Genomic DNA, 25,147 nt, shown 5'->3' on the forward strand with positions numbered 1-25,147 from the left:
GCTTGTTGAAATGTGCGTCGGATTTGTTCAGACTCACATGTTCTGACTGCAATAACGATAAAATGAGCACACAGCCATGACGCCCGAAATTTTCAAATATATGGTCACCCTTGCCTATGTGGTGCTGGTTTTCTGGTTGTCCTGGATTGGTATGCGCCGAACCAAAGATATTCGGGGGTTCTCGATCGGCAACAAGGACCTGAATCCCTATCTCATAGGCATTACACTGGCGGCGTCAATCTCCTCCACCGCCACCTTCGTGATTAACCCCGGTTTTGTCTATAGCCACGGCCTTAGTGCCTATATTCACTATGGCCTCGCCGGTTCACTGGGGATTCTCACGGCATTCCTGGTGCTGACTCGTGGTTTTTTGCGCTTGGGCGAGAGCAGTAACGCGCTTACCATCCCCCAGTGGATCTTCTATCGGTACAACCACCGGGGACTGAGTCTCTTCTTCGCGTTTATCAACCTGTTGTCCATCACCTTCGTCGTACTCATCCTGGTGGGTTGCAGCCTGCTGGTAACCGGGTTGTTCCCGATAGAGCAGAAGACGGCACTGGTGCTGGTGCTGGTGTTTGTTTTCTCTTATGTGTTGATGGGTGGCACCTATGCCCACGCCTACACCAATACGCTGCAGGGGGTGATGATGCTGGGAATCACCGTGCTTCTGTTTGCCCAGGGCTGGAAATATTTTGCCGGTGACCCGGTTGCCGCACTCAATGCCGTGGGCCAGGGCTACGGCGATGTCTTCAACGGCAGCAGCGACCTGTATTTCGACTTTTTCTCGGTCTTTGTCAGTGGCTTTGTGGTGACGTTTGCCCTGATGCTGCAGCCCCATATCCTGACCAAGATATTGTATCTGCGCAGCGAACGGGACATCGGCAAGTTTATTGGTACCACTGTGGTGGTCGGCTCCATATTCACCCTGATGTTGATGATCGGTTTCTACGCTCGGCTCGCCGGCCTGGAGGTGGCCAACCAGGACGCCGTGGTGCGCGACTACCTGCTATTTGAGTTCGGCAGCTCACTCTGGGGCGAGTATATGCTGGCCCTGGTTTTCCTCACGTTGCTTGCGGCCGGTATGAGTACCCTCGACGGTATCCTGGTTTCGCTGTCCGCGGTTGTGGTTAACGATATTGTCGAACCCCTGTTCGGCTCGCGCTACAACGGGCTGCTGCTGTCGCGGATTGTTCTGGTCATGGTCGGTGTGTTGGGTGTGATACTGGCCTGGAATCCGCCGCCCCTGATCGGCCTGTTTGCCCAGAAAGGTGTCTATGGCCTTGCCGCAGCATCCATTGTGCCAATCCTGTTCGGTGTCCTGGTGAGGCGGCATATCCCACTCTGGGTAGTACTGGGTGCGGCGCTAATCGGGCTCACGGCACATCTTGGCCTCAATCTGTCGGGTTTGGTCAAGAACCCCGCGGTGTCAGCGAGTTATGCGATTGTCCTGGCCCTTGGCTATGGTTTCGTGGGGCTGCTGGCAACCCGGGCCGGCGCACCCGACAAACAAATTGATTACATACCCTCTTGACATTTCAACAACCGTTGAATAAGGTTCTCCGGGAATTCAACAGTTGTTGAAAAAGTGCCTGGCACCTGATCGACAAGACCGCAAAACATAAATCCAAAATGGTGGTTATCATGCAAACTTTCACACCGCGCTCCGCAATTGCCCTCGCCGTATCCCTCGCTGCCGCTACCCAGCTCAGCCCTGCACTGGCCCAGACGGAAACCTCGTTTGCGCTGGAAGAGGTGTTGGTTACAGCGCGTCGACGCTCGGAAAACCTTCAGGATGTGCCGATTGCGGTAACGGCACTTTCCGGCGATGCGCTGCGGATGCGCGGTGCGGCGGACATCAGCGAGCTGGCCCAGATAATCCCCAGTGTCACCCTGGAGCCATCCCGGGCCACCAGTACCACACTGACAGCGTTCATTCGCGGTGTGGGCCAACAGGATCCACTGGCGGGCTTTGAGCAGGGCGTCGCCCTGTACCTTGACGATGTTTATGTCGCCCGGCCACAGGGATCCCTGCTGGATATTTATGACGTTGAGCGTGTGGAAGTGTTGCGCGGTCCCCAGGGTACACTTTACGGTCGCAATGCCGTTGGCGGCGCTATCAAGTATGTCACCCGGCGTTTGAGTGACCAGGTGGATGTTCGTCTCAAGGGCTCGCTGGGCACTTACAATCAGCAGGCCCTTGTCGCTACTGCCTCCGCACCAATCACTGACACCCTGCGGGTTGGCGCCACCGTTGCCCGGCTTACCCGCGATGGCTACGGCAAGAACCTCACCACGGGTGAAGAGCACTACGATAAAGACCTGTTCGCCTATCGGTTGAGCGCCGAATGGTTGCCGTCCGCTGACTGGCTGATCCGCCTTGCCTATGACAAGAGCGATGACAAGACCAACCCGGTTGCCGGCTATCGGCCGTTTCCCGGTGCGGTCAGCGGTGTGCCGGTACTCGACGATGTGTACGACACCACGGCGGGTGCTTCAGAGCAGATTTCCACTGCGGGTATCAACGGCAATAACCAGGTGGAAGCCGAAGGCATCATGATGTCGATCGACTGGAATGTGAGTGACGCCACCACGCTGCGCTCGATAACCGCCTATCGGGAAGATTACACCGAGTCCGTAATCGACTTTGACGGCCTGGCGGTGATGGACTTTGATGCCCCCGTTATTTATGACAACGAGCAGCTAAGCCAGGAGTTCCAGCTTCTCTACAATGCCGACCGCTGGAATGCAGTGGCGGGTTTTTATTACCTTGATGCAACAGCATCCAACGACTTTGACGTGGTGCTCGGCCAGATTGGCCCGGTCACTGCTTATACCGGGGGCACCGTGGATACCGAGGCCTGGTCAGTATTTGCCGACCTGACCTATAGCCTGACCGATCAGCTGTCCCTGTCCGTCGGTGGCCGTTATACCGAAGACAAGCGTACTGCGGATATTTTCCGGGCTAACTACCTGGGCTTTGGGTCGCCGTTTCTGGGCAATGACAGCGCGATCTTTCTCGGTGCGACCAGTGATTATGAAGCCAGCAACACCTACACGGATTTCTCCCCGCGCATCAACCTGAGCTACGCCATCAATGACACCGCCACCGCGTATGCGGGCTACAGCCAGGGCTGGAAGGCGGGCAGCTTTGACCCCCGTGGCGCCAACTTCATCACCCCCGAGGTAGAGCGCGGGTTTGAGCCCGAGACACTTGATTCCTGGGAAGTCGGCCTGAAAATGACCTGGCTGGACGGTCGCGCGGTCACCAATATCGCGGCTTTCTACAGCGATTATGAAGATATGCAGATTCCCGGTTCGGTCGGCGTCGACAGCGATAACGATGGTGTCAACGACGGCTTCGTGGGTACCGTGACCAACGCCGGCAAGGCGGAGATTTCGGGCTTTGAGCTGGAGGGCAATATCATGCTGACCGAGCGCCTCAGCGCGCAGATGTCACTGAGCCTGCTGGATGCCGAAATAAAGGAATGGCTGTTCAACGGGGTGGATATCTCGGAGGACCGGGCAGTACAGAACACGCCCGAGGAAATGGCCTACCTTGGAGTCACCTATACCTTGCCCGTAGCGAAGGGCGACCTGAGCTTCAACGCGAACTGGTCCTACAAGGGAGACGTCACCCAGTTTGAAACCGAAGTGCCGGTGATTGACCAGAAGAGCCATGACATCATCAACGCGAGTATCGTCTGGCTGAGCGATGACGACAAATGGCTTGTCGGCCTGCACGGCAAGAACCTGGGCGACGAAGAGATCAAGACCGCCGGCTACTGCTTCGGTTCTGGGGGCTGCCCGTCATTCCTGGGCCTGGAAGATAACACCACTGTGTTCTATGCACCGCCGCGCACCGTTACCGGCACCGTGGAATACCGCTTCTAGATAGTGCCCGCGCTCCACCCCTCCCGGGGTGGAGCATCCTCACACAGAAAGCACAGGAGTCGGCCACGTGGCTGGATTTGAGGCACCCGTCCCATTGTTGCCGGAAATTCTGGCGCTGCACGGCAAGTGGCGCGCGCGCAAGCCGGCATTGATTTGTGGTGATCACCACCTGGACTGGGCAGCGTTCTGCGCCGCCAATCACACCTTTGCCCACGGCCTGCTGGCGCGGGGTGTAATGGCGGGTGACCGTGTTGGCATTGTCATGTCCAACGGGGCACCGATGGTGCAGGCTATTTTCGGTAGCATGGCGGCCGGCGCGGTTTCGGTCCCTGTTAACCTCTCGGTCAGCGACGACGCCCTGGTCGGTATGCTTGAAGATGCGGAGATCCGGGTGCTGGTGGTTTCCACAGATCAGTGGGCGAGGCTGCAGGGGCTGTTGTCCCGCATGCCTGCGTCCCTTACCCTGCGGGTAACCAGCGGACCTGCCGAACCTGGCTGGCTTGGGCTTGCCGAACTCTGCCGGGACCAGCCGAATACGTTGCCGGACCTGCGCCTGGCTGCGGATGCGGCACTCAATATCATCTACAGCTCGGGCACTACCGGTCTGCCCAAGGGCATACTGCATAGCCATCGCACCCGTCGGGACTGGGCCTATGATCTGGCCATCGCCTTGCGCTACACCAGTGGCGCACGCACCCTGCTGACCCTGGGTCTGTACTCGAACATTTCCTGGGTCGCCATGTTGTGTACCGTGTTGGCAGGGGGCACCCTGGTGGTACACTCCAAATTCGATGCCGGTGATTTCCTGGAGACAGTGGCCCGGGAGCGGATTACCCACACTGCGATGGTCCCAATCCAGTATCAGCGAGTCATCGAACGCCTTGCCCGGGAGCACTCGGACGTCAGCAGCATGCAGGGCATGATGAGCTGCGGTTCACCGCTGCACGAGGGTCTGAAGCGCGAGATATTCAGCCGTTTTCCCTGCGGCATAATCGAGTTGTACGGGTTGACGGAAGGTATCATCACTACCCTGGACCCGGAGGATGCCCCTGGCCGATGGGGGTCCGTGGGACAGCCCCTCATCGGTACTGATTTATGTATTATCGATGACCAGGACAAGGTGCTGGGGCCCTCTGAAACGGGTGAAATAGTCTCCCGCGGGCGTATTTCGATGCCTGGCTACTGGCACCGCGAGGACGCCAATCGCGAGGCGGAATTCATTGATGAGCAAGGTCGGCAGTGGTTGCGTTCGGGAGACCTGGGTTATATTGACGAAGACGGCTTCCTGTACATTGTCGATCGCAAGAAGGATATGATTCTGTCCGGCGGGCAAAACATTTATCCCCAGGATATTGAAGCGGTGTTGGTACAGCATCCGGCGGTCGACGACGTTGCAGTGATTGGTGTTAACAGCAAACGCTGGGGCGAGACGCCCCTGGGCCTGGTAGTGCCGGTGGCAAACGCCAAAGAGACGACTGCGGATTTGCTGGCCTGGGCCAATGAACGGCTCGGGCGCCAGCAGCGGTTGGTCGCGGTGAACTTTGTCAGTGGCTTGCCCCGCAACCCCAATGGCAAGATTCTCAAGCGGGAACTGCGAGAGCAGTATCGGGAGGCAGATGATGGCTGAATACAGGGATATCACCTATACCAGTAAAGACGGGCTGGCGCTTTATGCGCGCGATTACCCGGGCCCCGGGCCCGGCGCACCGGTGGTGCTGTGTATGCATGGGCTGACCCGCAATTCGGCGGATTTCGCCGGCCTGGCACCCCATCTTGCCCGTCACTTCAGGGTGCTGGTGGCCGACCAGCGCGGTAGAGGCCGCTCGGAATACGACAGCAATCCGGTGAACTATCATCCCGGAACCTATATAGAGGACATGTTCCGCTTGCTGGATGTTGAAGCGGTGGGGCGGGCACTGTTGGTGGGCACGTCCATGGGTGGCTTGATGGCCCTGCTGATGGCTGCGACCGACCCCGACCGATTTGCCGGCCTGGTATTGAATGACATCGGCCCCGAGGTGGACCCCGCGGGCCTGGCCCGGATCAAAACCTATGTTGGCAAGGCACAGCCCGTAAGCGACTGGGCAGGGGCGGTGGCCCAGTGTCGCGCACTGAACAGCGACGCGTTTCCCGACTTTACCGAACGGCAATGGTCTGATTTTGCCGGCGCCCTGTTTCGGGAGGTCGATGGCAGGCCGGTGCTGGCTTACGATCCTGCAATTGCCGAGCCGATGGCGGCCACTGACGACAATGCCGTGCCACCGGACCTGTGGCCGGTATTTGATAGCATACGCCATCTGCCCATGCTGCTTTTACGGGGTATTCACTCCGATATCCTCGCGCCTGACTGTGTCGCGCAGATGCAGCGACGCAAACCGGATCTGGTATTTGCTGAAATACCTCATCGCGGGCATGCGCCCACCCTCGACGAATCCGCTTCCCGGCTGGCTATCGATCGCTTTCTCGCTGCGCTCTGAATCTTCGCAGGATGGACCAGGCAGGATCGTGTGGACAGGCCGGGTCCCGGATGGCATTGTCAGCATCAGCTCCATCCGGCAATGATCAGGGAGGCACTGTAATGCAGGCACTTGCGCAATGGCACAGGATAGTGGCGTCCGGGGATCCGGCCGGGCTGGATGATTTGATCGCCCCCGACTGTGTATTCTGGTCTCCGGTGGTGCACCGGCCGCAGGAGGGTTTCGATCTCACCCGCCTTTACCTGACCGGCGCCATGGCGGTATTCAACGACAGTTTCCGATACATCAAGGAGGTTGTGGACGAGCCCCATGCCGTGCTCGAATTTACCTGTGATATCGACGGCATTACCATTAACGGGGTCGACATCATCACCTTTAACGCCGAGGGCAGGATTACCGAATTCAAGGTAATGGTGCGACCGCTGAAGGGCATGAACCTGCTGCGGGACAAAATGGCGGCGATGCTGGAGCAACTGGCGTCCTGATTGCGAGCCTCATGCCGTTGATTTCCCCGGGCTACCCCTTGCCGCTGTAACACCCCTGTCATCTTTTAGGTGTTGCATAGGGGCATGCCACTATTACTTGCCTGGATTCAATTAGGTGCGCAGCTGGTACTTGCCGTGGGCGCTGCCGGTCCGCGTGCATTGCCCAGGCGCCTGCTACTATTTGCATTGCTGTGGCTGCTGCTGGGGCTACTGACAATGCTGCACCTGGTGGGTTTTGTGCTGGACGAGTGTTTTTTTCGAGGCTATCGGCGAGTCGTCATCAGGCAACCGGTGTTCATTGTAGGCATGCCCCGCAGCGGTACGACCTTTTGGCAGAGGCTTCTCGCACGCGATCCACAATTCACCAGCCTGACTCTGTGGGAGTGTCTGCTGGCGCCATCGATCAGCGAACGTTATCTCTGGCGGGGCCTGGGCTACTGTCTCCGTCCACTGGCGCGCCTGCCCAAGATCTGGCGCTGGCGCGCCATGGATCAGGTACATGGCCTGGGATGGCGCGAGCCGGAAGAAGATTTTTTGTTACTGCTGTACAACGGCGGGTGTTTCCTGCCTGCCTTGCTGTGCCCCAGGGCAGAGCGCTATTGGCGCCTGGCATTTTTTGATTCCGTGCTGAGCGAAGCTGCGCAAGATTCTATCCTCGGATTTTACTACCGCTGTGTACAGCGTCACCTGTATTTTCACGGGCCGGAACGGCGTTTTTTGAGTAAAAACCCCTCTTTCACACCCATGCTCAATGCATTGCATCATCGGTTTCCCGATGCTCGATTTCTGGCCTGTGGGCGCCATCCAAATGCTGTGGTCGCGTCGCAACTCAGCGCGTTGAAGCCCGCACTGGCGCTGTTTGCCAACGGCCAGTTGGATACCGACTTGCGCGAGCGCATGCTTCGCCTGCTGCACCATTATTACCGATGCCTGGATCAGGTTAAGGACTGGGAGTCGGTCATGTTATTACCCCTGGAGCAGCTGCCCCGGATACTGGCGCAAAAGTTACCGGCTCTCTATGCCTTTCTGCAGGCCCCGTTAACTGAGTCAGTACTGGTCGATCTTAAAGCGCGTGGATACGCCCAGAGTGCCAGTCCCAGCGCACACTGCTACCAGTTAACGGATTTTGGCCTGACCCCGGCGCGTCTGGCGCGGGAGTTTGCCGGTACCTGGCCTGTTCTAAAATCCCACGAGTCGTGGGGTGTGGTGGTATGAACCAAAGGGTAGTGGCCAGCTTTCTCCCTTTAAGCGACTCGCAAACCGGTTTACGTGTGGCGGTCATCTCGGATGCGGCGCCGGGGCGTAATGGCGTGGGCGCCTATTACCAGGATTTGACAGGCCAGCTCGAGCCTCAGCTGCAGGCACTCGAGGTGTTTTCGCCTCGTTTGGTTGGCGACCGCTGGGACTGCGGCCTGGCGCTCCCTTTGCCCGGGGACAGCACCCAAAAGCTGTGCCTGCCCAACCCTTTTCGCCTGGCGCGTGAATTGCGTGAACTCGACCCGCACCTGATTATAGTGGCAACGCCGGGCGCCTATGGGCTGCTGGGGGCTTATCTGGCCCGACGCATGAAGTGCCCGTTGCTGGTGGGCTTTCATACCGCCTTTGAACAGCTGACACAGCTTTACTGGCAGGGCTCCTGGCGTGGGCGGTTGGTCTATAAACTCGCCCAATGGTCTCACCGGTATTTGTTTCGACGTGCTCAGTCGGTACTGGCCAACTCTCAGGAGATGCTGGATCTGGCCCGGCAAATGGGTGCAAGCGATACTCGCCTGATCGGAACGCCGCTGTCCCGCGATTTTGCCCTGGCCCCGGCATACCACCATCAAGGTGAGCTCAGGAAGGTATTGTTCGCCGGCCGTCTGGCGGCGGAAAAAAACCTGGATGCGGTTGTGGAAGCGGCGAAAACCCTGCCTGACTGGCAATTCAGCATCGCCGGTGACGGGCCCTTGCGTGGGCAGATGGAGGCGGCTGCCGAGAGGCTGCCCAATCTGCGGGTGCTGGGCTGGCTCAATCGGGAGCAGTTGCTTGCGGAGGTGGACGCGCATCACGCGCTACTTTTGCCTTCGCACTTTGAATCCTTTGGCACTATAGCGCTGGAAGTGATGGCCCGGGGCCGGCTGGTGGTGGTTTCCCATGGCTGCGGCATCGCGCAATGGCCCAGCCTGCGTGCCGGCTTGAATGTCATTGAACCGGGAAGCAACGCAGCCGAGGTACTACTCGAGCTTGCCCGGCTCACGCCGGCTGAGAGGTCCTGGCAGGCCCTTGCGGGCAGAGGTCTGGCATTGACCCTGAATAATCGTTGCATCGAACACTGGCAACAGCTCTTGTTTGCAACCCTGGGGGTGGATAGCGATTTACCCCAGCTGGATTCCATGATCCTGTCACCCGGTACAAGTGACTGATGCAGGCGCTGGTCTCCATTCACGATGTCATGCCGGAAACCCTGGGCCAGGTGCAGCGGCTGATCAATTGCCTGCCGCCTGGCGCACGTCCCAATACCTTGTTATTGGTGGTACCGGGAAGAGACTGGCACGCTCACCAGATTGACCGGTTGAGGCGTTGGCAGCAGCAGGGCTTTGAGTTGGCGGGGCATGGCTGGAGCCACCGGGCGCGCGATAACCGCAGTCTCTATCACCGGGTGCACGCAGCCTTGATTTCCCGCAACGCCGCCGAACACCTGGGCCAGGGCCGCCAGGATCTGCTCAACTTGCTAAGCCGGTGCCACCAGTGGTTTGAATGCTGGGAGCTGATGCCGCCGCAGATCTATGTGCCGCCCGCCTGGGCCCTTGGCGCACTGCGCCGTGAGGATCTCAATGCTTCCCCGTTTCGATATTTTGAGTCAACCCGCGGAATTTACTGCAGCCGCACAGGTGCTTACCGGTATCTCCCGCTGGTGGGTTTTGAAGCGGATACTCGGTGGCAGGCGTTTGCCCTGCGGTTTTGGAACCGGATGAACCTGGTCCTTGCCGGGCCGCAACGTCCTTTGAGAGTGGCATTGCACCCCGGCGATTTGCGGTTGATGTTGGCTGGAGACCTTTTGTTGCAGTTGAATTGTCTCAGTGGCTGCCTCAGATTTGGCGATCTGCCAGGGCAACCTTAAACGAGGCAGTTCTGGTGTACCCCTGTTATCTATGCTTATAATTGCGCGCTGATTTTCCGGTAGAATTTTTGTGGCTTTGCATCCCTCCAGACTGACAGCTCGCAGCCGTCGCTTCGCCCGTACCCTGGCGTTGCTGGCACTGCTGTGCGTCACCGGTTTGCAGGTTCTCGAAACAAGCCACACGCACAGCACCGGTGATGCGGTAGCCGAGTGCCTGCTGTGCAAGACCTCGGCGCCACTACCGCTGGCCAGCGCACTACCGCTTCTGGTGTTACTGTGCCTGGCATTCCTGCTACTGCCAGTCTGGCTGGCGCCGCACCAGGCAAGTCATTATCTTCCTCACCCTATCCGGGGACCCCCGCACTACTCCTGACTGGAAAACACTTTTTTCTTTCTCCTGGAGTAGACTATGAAACGTTTTATGCCCCTCGCTCTGGCTGTGGCCAGCGCGAACCTGGCAGCGCAATCGCTGCCTGTCGAACATGTGCTGGTTTCGGCACCCTTGCAAAAGCAGGAAGCGGAGACCGCGCTGCCCGTGACCATCCTTACCGGTGAGGACCTGCGCCGTTCGGCAAGGTCCACTATCGGTGACACCCTCGGTGATATTCCCGGCCTGGCCAACGCCTCATTTGGCCCCGGTGTTGGCCAGCCGGTGATTCGCGGCCAACAGGGTCCGCGGGTCACGGTACTGCAAAACGGCACCAGCAGCGCCGATGCGTCCAGTGTCAGCGCCGATCATGCGGTCTCGGTCGAGAGCCTGCTGGCGGACAGTATCGAAGTACTGCGAGGCCCCGCGACACTGCTCTACGGCGCCGGTGCAATAGGCGGCGTGGTCAATGTTATCGACAACCGTATCCCGCGGCAGCGGGTCGAGGGAATGAGTGGTGGTGCCGAGCTGCGTCACGACTCGGCTTCGGATATGGACACCGCGGTGATCCGCATGGATGCCGGCAGCGGTAACCTTGCTTTTCATGTTGATGGCCTGTATCGCGACTGGAACAACCTCGATATTCCCGGGCTTGCCGCCCGTGAGCACGATGATGACCACGACGATGAACATGCGGACGAAGAACACGAGGAGCACGAGGAAGAAGCTGAAACCACCGATGGTTATATCGATAACACCGGTGGTCGCACCCGCAGCCTGACGCTGGGCAGCAGTTATCATTTTGACCGCGGCCTGGTTGGGCTGGCGGTTAGTCGCCTGGAGAACGACTACGGTATCCCGGCGGGCGCCCATGGGGACCATGAGGAAGAGCATGAGGGTGAAGAACATGAGGGTGAGGAAGAGCATGGTGAAGAGGAGGAGGAGGGTGGTATCCGCCTGGAGGTCAGGCAAACCCGTTACGACGCGAAATTTGAACTGGCACAACCTCTGCCTGGGTTCGACAGCCTGCGTGCAACCGTAACCCACACCGACTACGAACACGCCGAGATAGAAGGCAGCGGTGAGGTCGGCACCCTTTACAGCAACGAAAGCTGGGAGACCCGTGCGGAGCTCGTGCACACCGAAATCGGCGGCTTTCAGGGCGCGCTGGGTTTGCAGGCCAGCGTGGGCGAGTTCAGTGCCCTGGGCGAGGAAGCCTTTATTCCGGTGACCGACAGTCGTAACCTGGGCCTGTTCCTGATAGAGGATTACCGTACCGATAACTGGATCTTCGAGGCCGGCCTGCGGGTTGACCGGGATGAACGCGATCCCGAGGCCGCAACATCCGGAAAGCGGGATTTCAACTCACTGAGCCTGTCCGGGTCGGCGATCTGGAATATAAGCGATACCTGGCAAACGCGCCTGTATGTGGCACGTTCCGAACGGGCGCCCTCCATCGAAGAGCTGTTTTCCAATGTCGACGGTACCGGACCCGAAGACTGGATAGAACATGCCGCGACGGCGGCCATTGAGTTGGGTAATACCGATCTCGATACCGAGGTGTCCCGGAATATCGATCTTTCGCTGCACTGGCATACCGACAAGCACGACTTCGAAGTCACGGTTTTTTACAACGACTTTGCGGACTACATCAACCTGATGAATACCGGGATTGAGGTGGACGAGCTGCCGGTGCTTGCCTATAACCAGGAAGACGCTCGCTTTTACGGCGTTGAAGTGAACAGCGACTTCACCCTCGCGACCATTGCCGGTGGTCAGGTGCGGCTGAATGTTTTTGGCGATAGCGTTCGCGGTGAGCTTGATAACGGCGATGATGTGCCCAGGTTGCCGCCACGTCGCATCGGTGGACGCCTGAGCTGGTCGGGTGATGCTCTGGACCTCTGGACCCGGGTGGTGGATGCCGGCAAACAGGATCGCGTCGGCGCTAATGAAGAGCCCACAGAAGGCTATACCCGGTGGGATGCAGGTGCGGACTATCGGCTGTCGGTCGGGGGCAATGAACTATCCCTGTTTCTGGCGTTGCGCAATCTCGGGGACGAGGAGATTCGCCTGAGTACGTCGTTCCTGCGTGATGTTGCGCCCGAAGCGGGCCGTTCTGTGGAAGCGGGCTTGCGCTACTACTTCTAGGAAGCCGTCCAGCCATAGCGGCAAATCGGTTCGGCATCGGGTTGCAGGCGCACACTGGCCTCGTACCCGAAGCCGAGCCGTTCCAGCAGGGTGATGGAGGTGCTGTTGTCCGGCGCCACTATGGCTATCACACGCTTCAGGCCCAGATTTTCGCGTGCATATCGGAATACCCCTTGCGCGGCTTCCAGGGCATAGCCCTGGCCGCGCGCGTGCGGTAGGAAACCATAACCTATATCAATGTCTTCAAATTGTGGCCGCCGTACCAGGCCGCAGATACCTACGAGTTCGTCCCTCTCAAGTACGCGTACAGCCCATAACCCGAAACCGTGTTCCCGGTAGCTGGCCAGCGGCCCGTCAAGCAGGTACTGCTCTGCCTGGGAAATGGTGCGTACGCCGCGATCGGCAATATGGGTGATGAAATCCGGGTCATTCAGCAATTTCAGCATGAAGGGCGCGTCGGACCGGGTCAGCGGGATGATGGAGAGCCTGGGTGTGGTGATCATGATTATCCTGTCGAGTCGGTAAGCGCCGGCAAAGGCGAGTATACTGTGTGGCCGGCGTGCCATGAAATCCAGTGGGCGTGCTGGTAAAATTCAGGCTCTTATCTGGCAGCGGACGGCATCATGGCTCAGCGTATCATCGTAGGAATCAGCGGTGCCTCGGGTATTGTTTATGGGGTGCGCGCCCTCGAATTGTTGCGTGATTGCGGTGTCGAAACGCATCTGGTCATGAGTAAGTCAGCGGAACTGACCCTCCACTATGAACTGGATATGCCGCTGGCGACCATTCACTCCCTGGCCACCGAGGTGCATGCAATCAAGAACGTGGGTGCCGCCATCGCCAGCGGCTCCTTTGTTACCGCCGGTATGCTGATTGCCCCCTGTTCGATTCGCAGCATGGCGGAAATTGCCACCGGGGTCACTTCCTCGCTGCTGACCCGGGCAGCAGACGTGGTGCTGAAGGAGCGTCGCCGACTGGTGCTGATGGTGCGCGAGACACCATTGCATACCGGACATTTGCGCAGCCTCACCCAGCTCTCCGAAATGGGGGCCGTTATCGCGCCGCCGGTACCGGCGTTTTATGCGCTGCCCGAATCCCTCGACGATATGGTGACCCAGACCGTGGGCAGGGTACTGGATCTTTTTGCCATTGACACCGGCCAGGTGAGCCGCTGGCAGGGAGACTGAGATTGCCGTTTGCGCTACAGCGCCCTGAGCGGGTGAAGTCCTGATGCCGATCCTGTTCGGTGTGATTCTGCTCGACCTGATTGGTTTTGGCATCGTGATCCCCATCCTGCCATTCATGTCGCCTGAACTGGGCGCCGACAAGATCGATATTGCCCTGATTATTGTCACCTATGCTGCCTGTGCAGGTATCTCCGGCCCTTTCTGGGGGCGGCTTTCGGATCGGCTGGGGCGCAAACCCGTGATAATGATCTGTCTGGCGGGCGCGGCGGTGTCCTATGGCCTGCTGGCGATGGCGTCGGTGTTGTGGATGATCTTTGCCGCGAGGGCTTTTGCCGGGGTAATGGCCGGTAACCTCGGTGTGGCTTCAGCGATGATGAGTGATCTCACCCCTCCCGAAAACCGGGCCCGTGGCATGGGACTCATCGGCGCCGCTTTTGGGCTTGGTCTTATGCTCGGGCCTTTGCTGGGCGGTGTCCTGGCGGGAGATAACGGCAGTTTTACCCTGCCCTGCCTGGTTGCCGGCCTGATGTCCCTGCTGGCGATCATAGCGGCGGCACTGTTCCTGCCGGAGTCAGTAACGGCCGAGCGTCGGGCGGCGAGCCACCGCCAGCATCGCGACGGGAGCGGGCAGCCACTGTTTACGATGTTACGGGAGACCGGAAACCGTATGCTGGTCTTCCAGTTTTTACTGCACGCGGCCGCGGTCAGCTCCCTGACCTACCTTGTGCCCCTGTGGCTGGGGGACCTGCTGGACTGGCGCGCGCGCGAAGTGGGCATGGTATTTGGTGTACAGGGGGCGATCATTGTGCTGTTACAAGGGGGCCTGCTGGGAGTATTGGTGCGCTTTGTCGGCGAGTGGCGCCTGTTGCGGATCTGTATACTGATCTTCCTGTGCGGTCTTGCCCTCGCGGTTTTCGCTCGCACCACCGGATGGATGCTCTCGGCGATATTCCTGGCCATGTCCGGCGCCTCTCTGTGCATGCCCTTGCTGAATACTATAACCAGTTACCGGATACCGGCTGTTTTTCGCGGGCGCATGCTGGGGACTACCAGTTCGGCATCCTCCTGGGGACGGGTGGCGGGTCCGCTACTGGCCGGGGTCAATCTGGCCCTGTTTGGTTATACTGGCGCCTGGCTGGGTTGTGTATTCATAGTCCTGGTCTACCTGACCTGGGCGCTGACTGCCGAACCATCACTGCGCCGGGCATCGCCCGGCACTCCCGAATCCTGACCGAGCGCATCAATAGCGACTTTATCTCTACAATAAACTCAAGGAGCATCGTATTAATGACTACCCAACTGTTTGATCTCAGCGGTCGCATTGCCCTGATCAGTGGCGCCAGTCGCGGTATCGGCGAGGCCATCGCCAGGCTACTGGCGGAACAGGGCGCTCACGTGATTGTATCCAGCCGCAAACTGGAAAGCTGTGTACCGGTTGTGGAATCAATCCAGGCCGCTGGGGGTAGTGCGGAGGCTTTCGCCTGCAATGTCGGCGATATGGATGATATCCAGGCTTTGTTTGCGCATATCCGCAGCAGCCATGGTCGCCTTGATATTTGTGTGAACAACGGTGCCGCCAATCCCTATTTCGGGCATGTGCTGGATACCGACCTTGCGGCTTTCCAGAAGACGGTGGACGTTAATATTCGCGGTTACTTTTTCATGTCGGTTGAGGCCGGCAAGATCATGCGCGAGCAGGGCAGCGGCTCTATCGTCAACACCGCCTCGATAAACGCGCTGCAGCCGGGACCCATGCAGGGTATCTATTCAATTACCAAGGCCGCCGTGGTGAACATGACCAAGGTTTTCGCCAAGGAGTGTGCCGGGCTGGGTATTCGCTGTAACGCCCTGTTGCCCGGCCTGACCAAGACGAAATTTGCCGGCGCCTTATTCAGTAATGACGAAATCTACCAGGCCGCCATGGAAAAAATCCCGATGGCGCGCCACGCCGAACCCGAAGAGATGGCGGGTGCCGTGCTCTACCTGGTATCGGATGCTGCAAGTTATACCAATGGCGAATGCATTGTTGTTGACGGAGGCTTGACCCTCTAGCGCAGCACCGTCATGTCGTGCGCAGGTAGGTGAAGCCTCCCTCCTTGATGTACAGCTCGCAGTATTCATTGCTGGTGGGATGAATGGCGCCTCCCGCAGGAATGCGCAGCCAGCAGTGCGTGCGATAGCTGCCTTCGTCGTCGGCAAAGCTGCCCTTGAGTACCAGGATCTCGGCCCCCTGGGGGAAGTTGATCTGCCCTATGGCGGCGGGCGTGTCCCAGCTCTCCAGGCGCATGAAGTCGGTATAGGGCTCCTGGGCATAGAGTTTTTTCCAGCTGGTATTTTTGCGCACCGACGGCTGCCAGGGGCGTGCGGTGGTATCTATCGCCACGTGCTCGCGGTCGGCACCGGGATACTGGCGCAGTTTAACGAACAGGAGGCAACCCTCCCGGGAGAAAGGAGCGTGCTTGAAGCCCTCGGGATTAAGCAGGTACGAGCCCGCCGGCCAGTCGCCGTGTTCATCCGAAAATACGCCTTCCAGCACCAGGATTTCTTCCCCCTGGGGATGATCGTGCGCTGGAAAGCTGGCGCCGGGCTCATAGCGTACCAGGGAGGTGACCTGTCCCGATTCGGCCTGGCCAACCAGGTGCAAGCGCTTGCGCAGGACCTGGCCGGCGGGACTTGGGGTCCAGTCCATGGATTGGGTGTCAACAACGACTCTCCTGGAGAGGTCACCATTGAGTACAATAGTTGAATCAGTCATGCAAAAGCCTGTATGAGGGGGTTGGTTCCGGTAGAAAATCTTTATTGTCCGGTGCAGGGGATGTCTGTTGCGCTACCCTTCATCATAGTCGGATTGGAAGCGGACACAAACACTCTTTATGAACTGCGCACCCGGTTGAGGTATCCTGAAGAAATGAAGAAAAAAGTCTTTGTTACCCACATGCTACCCGGTGAACGGATTCACCAATTGTCCGCTTTCTGTGATGTTAATGTCTGGCTCGGCCCGGGGTTAATCAGCGCGTCCGCTTTGCGTGAGGAGCTTGTTGGCTGCCACGGTGTGGTCTGCCTGCTCACGGATCACATTGACCGCTCGCTGATTGACACCCTGCCGCAACTGGAATTTATTTCCAGCATGTCGGTAGGCGTGGACCACATTGATGTTGCCGCGCTGAACGAGCGAGGCATTCCTCTTGGCCACACTCCCGGGGTGCTGGTGGAGACCACCGCGGATACCACATTTGCCCTGCTGTTGGCCGCTGCGCGCCGTATCAGTGAGGCTGATCGTTTCGTCCGGCAGGGCGAATGGCGCCGGGAAAATCGCTGGTCACCGGATTTTTTTACCGGCAAGGATGTAAGCGGTGCGACCCTGGGGATTATCGGGGTGGGTGCGATCGGCCAGGCAGTAGCCCGCAGGGCCAGTGCCTTTGGCATGAAAGTGTTGGGCTGGAACCGGAGCCCGAAAACAGTCGCGGGTATCGACATGGTGGCGCTGGAACAGTTGCTTGAGTGCAGTGACTTTGTGAGCCTGCATATCCCCCTGACCGACGACACCAGGGGATTGCTGGATGCACATCACATCGCCCTGATGAAGCCAGGTGCAGTGCTGGTCAACACCGCCCGTGGCGGTATTGTCGACGAGTCCGCACTGGCCGCTGCCCTGGCCAGCGGCGCCCTGTTTGCTGCGGGTATTGATGTTTTTGACGAAGAACCAGTGCCGGAAAACAACCCCTTGCTGGCGTTGCCCAATGTGGTGTTGGCGCCCCATATCGGCAGTGCGACTACCCTCACCCGGGAGCGAATGGCCGATATCACCGCCGATAATGCGATCGCCGCACTCAGGGGCGAGGTGATGCCGCACTGTGCAAATCCCGGCGTCTATGCCACCTGAGTTGAGTGGTTATTTGCGCCCGGAGCTTCGGTAGGCGCGGGGAGGAAGGCCCACCGTCTGTCGAAACAGGCGCGAAAAATACAGGGCATCGTCGTAACCCACGGCATCTGCAATCGCCTTGATGCTCATTTCCGTGCTGTCCAGTAGTTGGCAGGCGTACTCGATTTTCATGTGCAAAAAATGCTTGATCGGTGAGTAGCCGGTGAGCGCCTTGTAGCGCTTGGAAAAGTGGTACTTGGACAGATGCGCTATCGCCGCCAGTTCATCCAGTTCCAGGCTGGTATGGATGCTGTCCTGCATCGTGCTCTGGATCGCCGCCAGGTCAAGGCCCGCGGGATGAGTGGCGCGCTGGCGATTGGCCTCCAGCACAAATTGCGTAAACAGGTGCCGGCACTGGTTGGCCGCGTTGATGAAAGCGCTGCTGCTATAGCCGGTCCGGTTCACCGCGAGCAGGCTGTGAAACGCGGCCACCAGGCTCGGTGCAAGCCCCGCATGGACAACCGGCTTATGCTCCCGATAGCCCATGTAGTCCATGAAAATACGGCTGCTGATACCCTGGAAATGAACCCAGTACAGGCTCCAGGGCTGGTCCGGCGCTGCGGCATAACGGTGCGCCAGACCCTGGGGCAGCAGCACCAGGTCGCCGGCGGTAATATGGGTGCGCTGTTCGCCGACACTGAGTCGACCGTGGCCATCGACACAGTACAGCAGGAGATTGTCGTCGTGTCGTGGACGACGCATGCGGTGCCCGGTGGCCTGTGGGTAATAACCCATGGCCGTTGGGTAACAGTCCCGGGTAAGGGGATGGCGATGCAACTGTTCCAGCATGAAAGCCGGGGTCAGGAACCGGACGCCTTCGGCGGGAAGAGGCCATTGGGAGGTTGTACTCATGAGATAAACCCCATAACGGGCTTTTTTCGACATTGAAAGCAGCAATATACTCTATATTTTGCTGCGTTCCGAGCCGGGCTTACTCGCTGGCTGCGGCCAACGGCCAGTCCTGTAGCGGGTGGTAGCTCACCCCTTCGCGTCTCTCCCGGGATTCAAACAGGCTGAACCGCCGGTAGGGGAGTGCGAATGACGGGGGTTCCAGCGGCGCCGGAGGCGCCTCGGGACAGCGTCGGAATAGGGTGACATGGGGCACAAAGACGTTGCGATCCCGTTTTTTCTGCACACTGCCGGCGCTGCTGCGCAATGTATTGGCCAGGGTGGTCAGCTCCGGGGGCCAGGTTTCGGCGCCGAGCCAGTAAATCATGGCTTTTGGCCAGTAGCCGGTCTGGTTCAGGAGCAATTGCGAGCCCGGTACAGGCCGCCGCGCCAGGCGCTCGTCCACGGCCTGGCAGAGGGTGCCCAGTGCGGTTTCCGGAACGTCGCCGATAAACGCCAGGGTGATATGGAAATTGGCGACCGGAACCGCCCGCCCTGGCTCGCCAAACTGGCGCTCACGCCAGGCGTCAATGGCCAGCGCCGTTTCCTGACTCAGTTCAAGGCCAAAAAATACTCTCATAAACCGTCCCCCAATACAGCATAGCTTATTGTTGCTGCGGCACCGGTGGTTCGCCATTCAGGCTTGCGGAATCGAGGCTGTTGAGACGATCAAAATCATAGGCGCTGATCGCGAAGAACAGGTCGTAACGACTGTCGCGAATGAAATGGTCATCCTCCAGCGCAAAAAAATCCAGTCGCTGCGTGCTGTCATCAGCGAGATCAACCTGCAGCATCAATGAGGGTTCCAGTGCTGATAGCCTGAGCTGCTGCGCCGCATTCGCGATACCTGTCAGCTGCAGGTTCGCCAGGGATACCAGCAATGCTTCAAGCTCGCGTGGCTCCGGCTGTGCACCCGAGGGGGCTTCCCAGGAGCCGGCGCGAGTTCTGTGCAGCGTAAAGCCGGGTCCGCGAATGCCCCGGGGCTCGGGGATCTGTAGCAGCCATGGGTCCAGCCATGCGGCATCCTGCGCCGGGCTGTCAAAACTGTTGAACCTGATGCTGTAAACGGGATCCGCAGTCGCATTGCGGGCATGGACTCGCCGGAAAGTGGGGGCGGTGCCCAGGTAAATTATTTCCTGTTGGCCGGTCCCCGTCATCAGGGTGAGGCGGCGACGGTAGCTGTAACTGGCTACCTCAAACCGCTGTCGGGCCGCGATACTACTGGCGACAGCCTGGCCTTCCCGCGCCTGGCCGAGTGTCTTCAGCAAGTGCTTAACCTGCTCCGTATTGGCGGGCAGGCCGCCCCCCAGTGCCGGTATTCGCCAGCCATTGTCGCTTCTGGCTATTACGGCCTCGTTGCCCTGCGGGTCCATAATCCGGATACCGGTTATCGTCTCCGCGGGCAAGCTCATCAGCTGGTTGCCTGATACTTCCGCCGTCACGCCGTGTTCGGGCCAGTAGACCACAGCGGTGATGAAACACTGAATGGCCAGAATCACCAGCAGCGCCCTGATAATGCGATTCACAGGGCCAGTTCCCGCTGGTAGTAACGTCTGCGCGCCAGCGTGCGCAGCCAGTGAACCAATGCCAGCAAAGCGAGCCAGCCGATGGCCAGCGCATAGTTCAGGTACTCAATCCTGCGCTGCGCCTGCCTGTCCATGGGGGGGAGGGTGCGATTGAAATGGCCACGGGCCCGGATCCCCAGCAGGGCCTCATCCTGGAGCGCCCACTCCAGGGTATTCATGAACAGTTCCAGGGGGCCCAGGTATTGGCTACCGCTAGCGGCCAGTGCCGCTTTCAGCATCTGGTCATCCATGAAATCATTACTGGCGAGCAGAATCAGCCGGGCGGATTCCGCCGAGTGTTCGATAACCCCCCGGGCGACGGGAGGGCCGTCATCTACCACCGGTGGCGGCTTGTGTCCGGTAAACCAGGACGGGAATCTTCCCTCCAGTAGCACCCCAAGCTGATGGCTACCGCGCGCCGCTTCATCCTCCGGCACGAACGCGGTGCGCCCGCTGGCGTCCTGCCGTGGGATGACGTCGCGCCCGGAAGATCGCCAGGCCTCGCTGGAACTGCGCAACAGGCTGGTTACACGGACGCCGGTCGGTGGCTGCACGGTAATGGGCGAGGCCCAGCCCATGGTGAGTTGCGGCAGGTTGGCTGTTATCGGGTGGTCGGGGTTAAGCCCCGGTGGCCGCAGGTCAATAAAGTAGGGATAGTCGATCATCTGTACATCGCGGAATTCATGGCCTCCAGCCTGGCGCCGCACCGGTGCCGGGAACAGGGCGTTTTGTGGGTCCAGTACCAGGCTGTCCCCAATTGTGACGCCCAGGCCTGCCAGCCAGCGCTGGAGTCCGCTGTTATAGTCCTGCAGGCGCATATCGCCACCGGAGAGTTCAACGGTAAAGGGCGAGGTTGCCATGAGCACCGTACCGCCACGCATCAAAAACTGGTCGATGGCAAACAGGGCGCTCTCAGCCAGCGCCCGGGGTGCTACAACCGCCAGAATATCCACTTCCGGATCGATTCTGCCCTGGTCCAGGTCAACCAGGCGAATGCTGTAGTCCCGGGTAATAGCCTGCTCGAGGTTGGTAAACGTGGGTGCGCCGAGATGGTGCTGGGCCATTTGTTTGTTTACTTCGGGTACCGCCAGGGCCACCGTACGGGTGAAATCCTTGGCGAATCGCTTCAGTCCGGCGTAGAGCATGGGGTCGAAATCGTCCGGGTCGAAGGCCTCGGTGGGCAGTTGCACCACCTGGTGGTCATCGGACAGGGTCAGGTAGAAATAGAATTCGCCGCCGTCTCCGAGGGCTGCAATCATCGGTCGGAAGCCCCACTCGTCGGCGAGTTGTCGGGCAACATCCCCGCTGCCGGCCTCGGGTTCAACGAAGCGATAGCTGAGCAGGCCGCCGGACTGGCGGGCCCGCACTTCCAGCTGCTGGGTGATGGCCTCTTTGTAGTCGCGCAGGCGCTCCGGCAGGCGCTCATCCGCCGAGACATAGGCTACCAGTTCCACCGGTTTTTGCAGGGCATTGAATACATTGCCGCCCAGCCGGTAACTGTGCAGGACATCGCGGATCGCCCGGCTCAGGTCGAATTCGGGATTGCGCAGCCTTACTTCGGGACCCGTGCCGCCGGCGCTGCGCACATCCACCAGATCGGCAAAGCCCAGTGTTTCGAATTCATCGCCGTAACTGACCAGGACATGGAACCAGGCATTGACCAGCGTGGACTGGTAGCGATCCGCAATTTTCAGCGGCGTGGCCTGCATCCGGTAACGCTCGCCGGCTTCCTGCTCCAGCTCCGGGTTCGTCGCCGGGTCAATGAATTCAACCTGTACCCTGTTGCCCCCGGCGATAGCATACTCTTCCAGCAGGTCGCGCAACTGCGGTATCAGCGGTGCCAGTAGCGGGTGGGTTTTGGCACTGAAATAACCCCGTATCAGCAGCGGTTCATCCAGCTGGGACAGTAGCTGATGGGTGGGTTCGGAGATGGAGTACAACTGGCCTTCGGTGACATCCAGCCGCAGCCCGGGCAGCCTCTGTAACCAGATATTGGCAAGCAGCAGGTTGGCCAGCAACAGTACAATTCCGACCCGCCAGCGCCTGTGGCGGGGGGTGCGGGCGTCATCGGCCCAGCGTTCCCGCTCCAGCGAATACACGTTCAGGGCCAGGAAACCGATCACCAGGCTCAGGTAATAGGCGATATCGCGTAAATCCAGAACGCCCCGGGTGATACTCTCGAAACGCGAGCCGCTGCCCAACAGTCGCAGAACTTCGCCAGTGCGATCCGCAAAAAATGTGGTCAGCAGATCACTTCCCAGCAGGTACAGGAACCCGCACAGGACAACACTGCCGATCAGGCTGACAATCGGGTTGTCGGTGCGGGCGGAGACAAACAGGCCGATGCTGATATAGGCCGCGCCCAGCAGGCCGGCAGCAAGGTAGCCCGCCAATACCGGGCCCCAATCAAGCTCGGCCATCAGTGCGGTAGTGACTGCCAGTGGCGCGGTAGCCAGCAACGCCAGCAGCAGCAGGCTAAAGCAGGCGCGAAACTTGCCGAGGACAAAGCGCCATAAACCGGCAGGCTGGGTAAGCACATGCTCCAGGGTGCCGCTGCGTCGCTCCTCGCTCCACATACGCATGGTCAGTGCGGCGCTGAGGAAGATTAACAACAGCGGCATCCATTCGAACAGGGGGCGCAGGTCGGCAATATTGCGCGCAAACCAGGATTCAACCCAGAAAAATATGAACAGGGTGACTGCGGTAAATACGGTGAGAAACAACCAGGCGACCGGCGAACTGAAAAACAGCCGCATTTCTTTCCGGGAGACACGACGGCTAACGCTCAGGGTACTCATTCACCTTCTCCCCGGCTGGTAGCCTCGCGAAAAATACTGTCCAGGTCCCTTACAACAGGTTGAAGCTGGTACAGGGCGGCACCCGCCCCGATCACGCATTTGGCTACATTGTGCGCGGCGGTATCGATATCCGAGTGTTCATGCAGCTGCAGAATCCAGCTCTGGTCGTCGGCTGTAGTGCGTTCGGGGGTAACCTGTGCCAGCTGGGGCATGCGGCGTAGCCAGGTCTCCAGTGCCGGCTCCTCCGTGCCCGCTCGCAACAGGAGTGTCCTGCTTTGCCTGAGTGCGTGTAGCGGTTGGTCGAGGACAAGCCTGCCTCCCGCCAGTACCAGCACCCGGTCACAGACCGCCTCGACTTCCTGCATGATATGCGTGGACAGGATGACCGTGGCCCGCTGGGCCAGGCGCTTGAGCAGGGCGCGCATTTGCGCGGTCTGCTCGGGGTCGAGGCCGTTGGTGGGTTCGTCCAGGATCAGCAGGCGGGGTTGGCCGAGAATGGCCTGGGCCACACCTACCCGCTGTTTAAGGCCGCGGGAGAGACGATTAATGGGATCAAGAGCCCGCGTGCCGAGATCGGTGGCAGCGATAGCAGTGCGCAGGGCGAGTGGCCGCTCCCCCGCGGGAATGCCCTTGAGCGTAGCGGCGTACTCCAGGTAATCGGCCACTATCATTTCGGGATAGAAAGGGAGGTTCTCCGGCAGGTAACCCAATAGCCGCTGCACCTCGCGAGCCTGGTCGGCCAGGGGAAAACCGGCAATGGTGATACTGCCTGCCGAGGGCTCCAGATAACCGCTGAGCATTTTCATGATGGTACTTTTACCGGCACCGTTATGGCCCAGCAAACCGACGACTTCGTTGGCACCGATACTGAACGAAATGTTATCCACCGCCGTAACGGCACCATAGCGTCGTGTCAGTGACTGAACCTGAATCATACCGCGTTGATCATGAGGGCTATTCTTCAGTCCAGGGCTCGCGCATGGTGACGAATTCTTCCGCCGCAGTCGGATGAATGCCAATGGTGCTGTCAAACACGGCTTTGGTTGCGCCTGCACGCATGGCGATGGCCATACCCTGGATGATTTCACCGGCGTCCGGACCCATCATGTGTATCCCGACCACGCGGTCGGTGGCGGTCTCCACAATCAGTTTCATGAAGGTCTGTTCATCGCGGCCACTGATGGTGTGTTTCATGGGTCGGAAATATGATTTGAACAGCCGGATGTGGCCAAACCGTGCCCGGGCTTCGTCCTCGGTGAAACCCACGGTGCCGATATTGGGCTGGCAAAATACCGCGGTAGGGATAAAGTCGTACTCAACCTGCTGGTCGAGATCACCAAATTGCCGGCGTGCAAAGGACATGCCTTCGGCCAGCGCTATCGGGGTCAGTTCCATGCCACCGATAACATCCCCAAGGGCGAATATGCTGGGTACGTTGGTGCAGAAATGCGAATCGACGGCGATGGTACCGATCTCGGTCACGGCTACCTTGGCTTCTGCCAGGCCCAGGCTCTCCAGGTGTGGCGCGCGGCCGGTTGCATACAGCACCGCATCCGCAGTAAGCGAACTCCCGTCAGTGAGCTGAAGTTCCAGGCCATCCGGGCCCTTGCTGATGGACTCAACATTCACCTCGAAGCGCAGATCGACCCCGGTTTTGGGGATTTCACGGGCGGCGTGGCCGCGGATGTCCGGGTCGAAGCCGCGCAGGAACAGGGGGCCTCGATAGAGCTGCGTGACCCGGGAGCCCAGGCCGTTGAAAATACCGGCGAACTCTACTGCGATGTAGCCGCCGCCGACAATCACCAGACGCTTGGGAAAGGTGTCCAGATCGAAGACTTCGTTGGAGGTAATGGCGAGTTCAGAGCCCGGAAAAACCGGGATATGGGGCCAGCCGCCAGTGGCGATGAGGATTTTTTCAGCGCTGTAATGCTGGTCGCCAACGGCGACGGTATGGGCGTCCACCAGACGCGCCCGACCATCGATAACCTCGGCGTTGGCGCCGCCCAGCATCTTGCGGTAAATACCATTGAGACGTGAAATTTCGGTTTTCTTGTTGTCCCGCAGAGTTGCCCAGTCAAAAGCGGGCTTGCTGCTGTCCCAGCCAAAACCACGGGCATCCTCAAATGCCTTGCCGAACTCAGAGGCATAAACGTAGAGCTTCTTCGGTACGCAGCCCACATTGACGCAGGTGCCGCCCATATAGCGGTCTTCAGCAATCGCCACTTTGGCACCGAAGCCCGCTGCCATCCTGGCCGCACGCACGCCACCGGAGCCCGCGCCAATAACAAACAGGTCGTAATCCCTTCTACTCACACCAAT

22 protein-coding genes are annotated in these 25,147 nt (G+C 59.4%); 14 read left to right on the forward strand and 8 right to left on the reverse strand.

Going from position 1 to position 25,147, the window contains the following annotated elements:
• The first annotated feature begins 76 nt into the window (after positions 1–76).
• The 10 genes from CWI75_RS04250 (at position 77) to CWI75_RS04295 (ending at position 12,468) form a co-directional block, all read left to right on the forward strand.
• Positions 77–1,531, forward strand: coding sequence for a sodium:solute symporter family transporter (locus CWI75_RS04250; RefSeq protein WP_101520251.1), 1,455 nt, complete (start codon positions 77–79; stop codon positions 1,529–1,531).
• Positions 1,532–1,641: 110 nt separating this feature from the next.
• Positions 1,642–3,891, forward strand: a complete 2,250-nt coding sequence (locus CWI75_RS04255; RefSeq protein ID WP_241521075.1) for a TonB-dependent receptor — start codon at positions 1,642–1,644, stop codon at positions 3,889–3,891.
• A gap of 67 nt (positions 3,892–3,958) precedes the next feature.
• A complete protein-coding gene (locus tag CWI75_RS04260) occupies positions 3,959–5,518 on the forward strand; it encodes a class I adenylate-forming enzyme family protein (RefSeq protein ID WP_101520253.1) in 1,560 nt (519 codons plus the stop codon).
• Positions 5,511–6,368 carry an alpha/beta fold hydrolase gene (locus CWI75_RS04265; RefSeq protein ID WP_101520254.1) on the forward strand — a complete coding sequence of 286 codons (858 nt, stop codon included), beginning with the start codon at positions 5,511–5,513 and terminating at the stop codon, positions 6,366–6,368. Before CWI75_RS04260 ends, CWI75_RS04265 begins: the two co-directional genes overlap by 8 nt.
• A gap of 101 nt (positions 6,369–6,469) precedes the next feature.
• The gene (locus CWI75_RS04270) at positions 6,470–6,853 is read left to right on the forward strand and encodes a nuclear transport factor 2 family protein (RefSeq protein ID WP_101520255.1); all 384 of its coding nucleotides are present in this window, start codon (positions 6,470–6,472) and stop codon (positions 6,851–6,853) included.
• An 84-nt stretch (positions 6,854–6,937) separates the two neighbouring features.
• Positions 6,938–8,068: a sulfotransferase gene (locus tag CWI75_RS04275; protein WP_101520256.1), complete on the forward strand. Its 1,131-nt coding sequence runs from the start codon at positions 6,938–6,940 to the stop codon at positions 8,066–8,068.
• Positions 8,065–9,255, forward strand: a complete 1,191-nt coding sequence (locus CWI75_RS04280; protein ID WP_101520257.1) for a glycosyltransferase — start codon at positions 8,065–8,067, stop codon at positions 9,253–9,255. Before CWI75_RS04275 ends, CWI75_RS04280 begins: the two co-directional genes overlap by 4 nt.
• Positions 9,255–9,953: a polysaccharide deacetylase family protein gene (locus tag CWI75_RS04285; protein WP_101520258.1), complete on the forward strand. Its 699-nt coding sequence runs from the start codon at positions 9,255–9,257 to the stop codon at positions 9,951–9,953. Before CWI75_RS04280 ends, CWI75_RS04285 begins: the two co-directional genes overlap by 1 nt.
• A 70-nt stretch (positions 9,954–10,023) precedes the next feature.
• Entirely contained in the window at positions 10,024–10,326 is a 303-nt protein-coding gene (locus CWI75_RS04290) for a hypothetical protein (RefSeq protein ID WP_101520259.1), read from the forward strand.
• Positions 10,327–10,362: 36 nt separating this feature from the next.
• A complete protein-coding gene (locus tag CWI75_RS04295; RefSeq protein ID WP_101520260.1) occupies positions 10,363–12,468 on the forward strand; it encodes a TonB-dependent receptor in 2,106 nt (701 codons plus the stop codon).
• Here the strand turns inward: CWI75_RS04295 and CWI75_RS04300 are convergent.
• A complete protein-coding gene (locus CWI75_RS04300; RefSeq protein ID WP_206604636.1) occupies positions 12,465–13,034 on the reverse strand; it encodes a GNAT family N-acetyltransferase in 570 nt (189 codons plus the stop codon). The genes CWI75_RS04295 and CWI75_RS04300 overlap by 4 nt on opposite strands.
• 57 nt (positions 13,035–13,091) lie before the next feature.
• On the opposite strand from CWI75_RS04300, the gene CWI75_RS04305 reads away from it, so the two are divergent.
• The 3 genes from CWI75_RS04305 to CWI75_RS04315 are packed head-to-tail and all read left to right on the forward strand — an operon-like array spanning position 13,092 to position 15,707.
• Positions 13,092–13,655, forward strand: a complete 564-nt coding sequence (locus CWI75_RS04305; protein ID WP_101520262.1) for a UbiX family flavin prenyltransferase — start codon at positions 13,092–13,094, stop codon at positions 13,653–13,655.
• A gap of 43 nt (positions 13,656–13,698) precedes the next feature.
• Positions 13,699–14,886, forward strand: coding sequence for an MFS transporter (locus tag CWI75_RS04310; protein ID WP_101520263.1), 1,188 nt, complete (start codon positions 13,699–13,701; stop codon positions 14,884–14,886).
• Positions 14,887–14,942: 56 nt separating this feature from the next.
• Positions 14,943–15,707 (forward strand): SDR family oxidoreductase, encoded by a 765-nt coding sequence (locus CWI75_RS04315; protein ID WP_101520264.1) that lies wholly within the window; start codon positions 14,943–14,945, stop codon positions 15,705–15,707.
• A gap of 10 nt (positions 15,708–15,717) precedes the next feature.
• On the opposite strand, the gene CWI75_RS04320 is transcribed toward CWI75_RS04315, so the two are convergent.
• The gene (locus CWI75_RS04320) at positions 15,718–16,410 is read right to left on the reverse strand and encodes a cupin domain-containing protein (RefSeq protein ID WP_101520265.1); all 693 of its coding nucleotides are present in this window, start codon (positions 16,408–16,410) and stop codon (positions 15,718–15,720) included.
• A 153-nt stretch (positions 16,411–16,563) separates the two neighbouring features.
• On the opposite strand from CWI75_RS04320, the gene CWI75_RS04325 reads away from it, so the two are divergent.
• Positions 16,564–17,538 carry a 2-hydroxyacid dehydrogenase gene (locus tag CWI75_RS04325; protein WP_101520455.1) on the forward strand — a complete coding sequence of 325 codons (975 nt, stop codon included), beginning with the start codon at positions 16,564–16,566 and terminating at the stop codon, positions 17,536–17,538.
• Between the two features lie 9 nt (positions 17,539–17,547).
• Here the strand turns inward: CWI75_RS04325 and CWI75_RS04330 are convergent, their stop codons facing one another.
• The 6 genes from CWI75_RS04330 to gor all read right to left on the reverse strand — a co-directional run bounded on the left by CWI75_RS04330 (position 17,548) and on the right by gor (position 25,141).
• Entirely contained in the window at positions 17,548–18,429 is an 882-nt protein-coding gene (locus CWI75_RS04330) for an AraC family transcriptional regulator (protein WP_101520266.1), read from the reverse strand.
• A gap of 79 nt (positions 18,430–18,508) precedes the next feature.
• Complete coding sequence (thpR, locus tag CWI75_RS04335; protein ID WP_162299981.1) at positions 18,509–19,045, reverse strand: RNA 2',3'-cyclic phosphodiesterase; 537 nt, start codon at positions 19,043–19,045, stop codon at positions 18,509–18,511.
• Positions 19,046–19,070: 25 nt separating this feature from the next.
• Complete coding sequence (locus CWI75_RS04340; protein WP_101520268.1) at positions 19,071–19,991, reverse strand: DUF4340 domain-containing protein; 921 nt, start codon at positions 19,989–19,991, stop codon at positions 19,071–19,073.
• On the reverse strand, positions 19,988–22,828 hold the full coding sequence (locus CWI75_RS04345; RefSeq protein WP_101520269.1) for a Gldg family protein: 2,841 nt from the start codon (positions 22,826–22,828) through the stop codon (positions 19,988–19,990). The genes CWI75_RS04340 and CWI75_RS04345 overlap by 4 nt, the downstream gene beginning before the upstream one ends.
• Positions 22,825–23,763, reverse strand: coding sequence for an ABC transporter ATP-binding protein (locus tag CWI75_RS04350; RefSeq protein ID WP_101520270.1), 939 nt, complete (start codon positions 23,761–23,763; stop codon positions 22,825–22,827). The genes CWI75_RS04345 and CWI75_RS04350 overlap by 4 nt, the downstream gene beginning before the upstream one ends.
• Positions 23,764–23,782: 19 nt before the next feature.
• Complete coding sequence (gene gor, locus CWI75_RS04355) at positions 23,783–25,141, reverse strand: glutathione-disulfide reductase (RefSeq protein WP_101520271.1); 1,359 nt, start codon at positions 25,139–25,141, stop codon at positions 23,783–23,785.
• Positions 25,142–25,147: the final 6 nt, after the last annotated feature.

The sequence above is a fragment of the Kineobactrum sediminis genome, from assembly GCF_002868715.1.
GTDB lineage: Bacteria > Pseudomonadota > Gammaproteobacteria > Pseudomonadales > Halieaceae > Kineobactrum > Kineobactrum sediminis.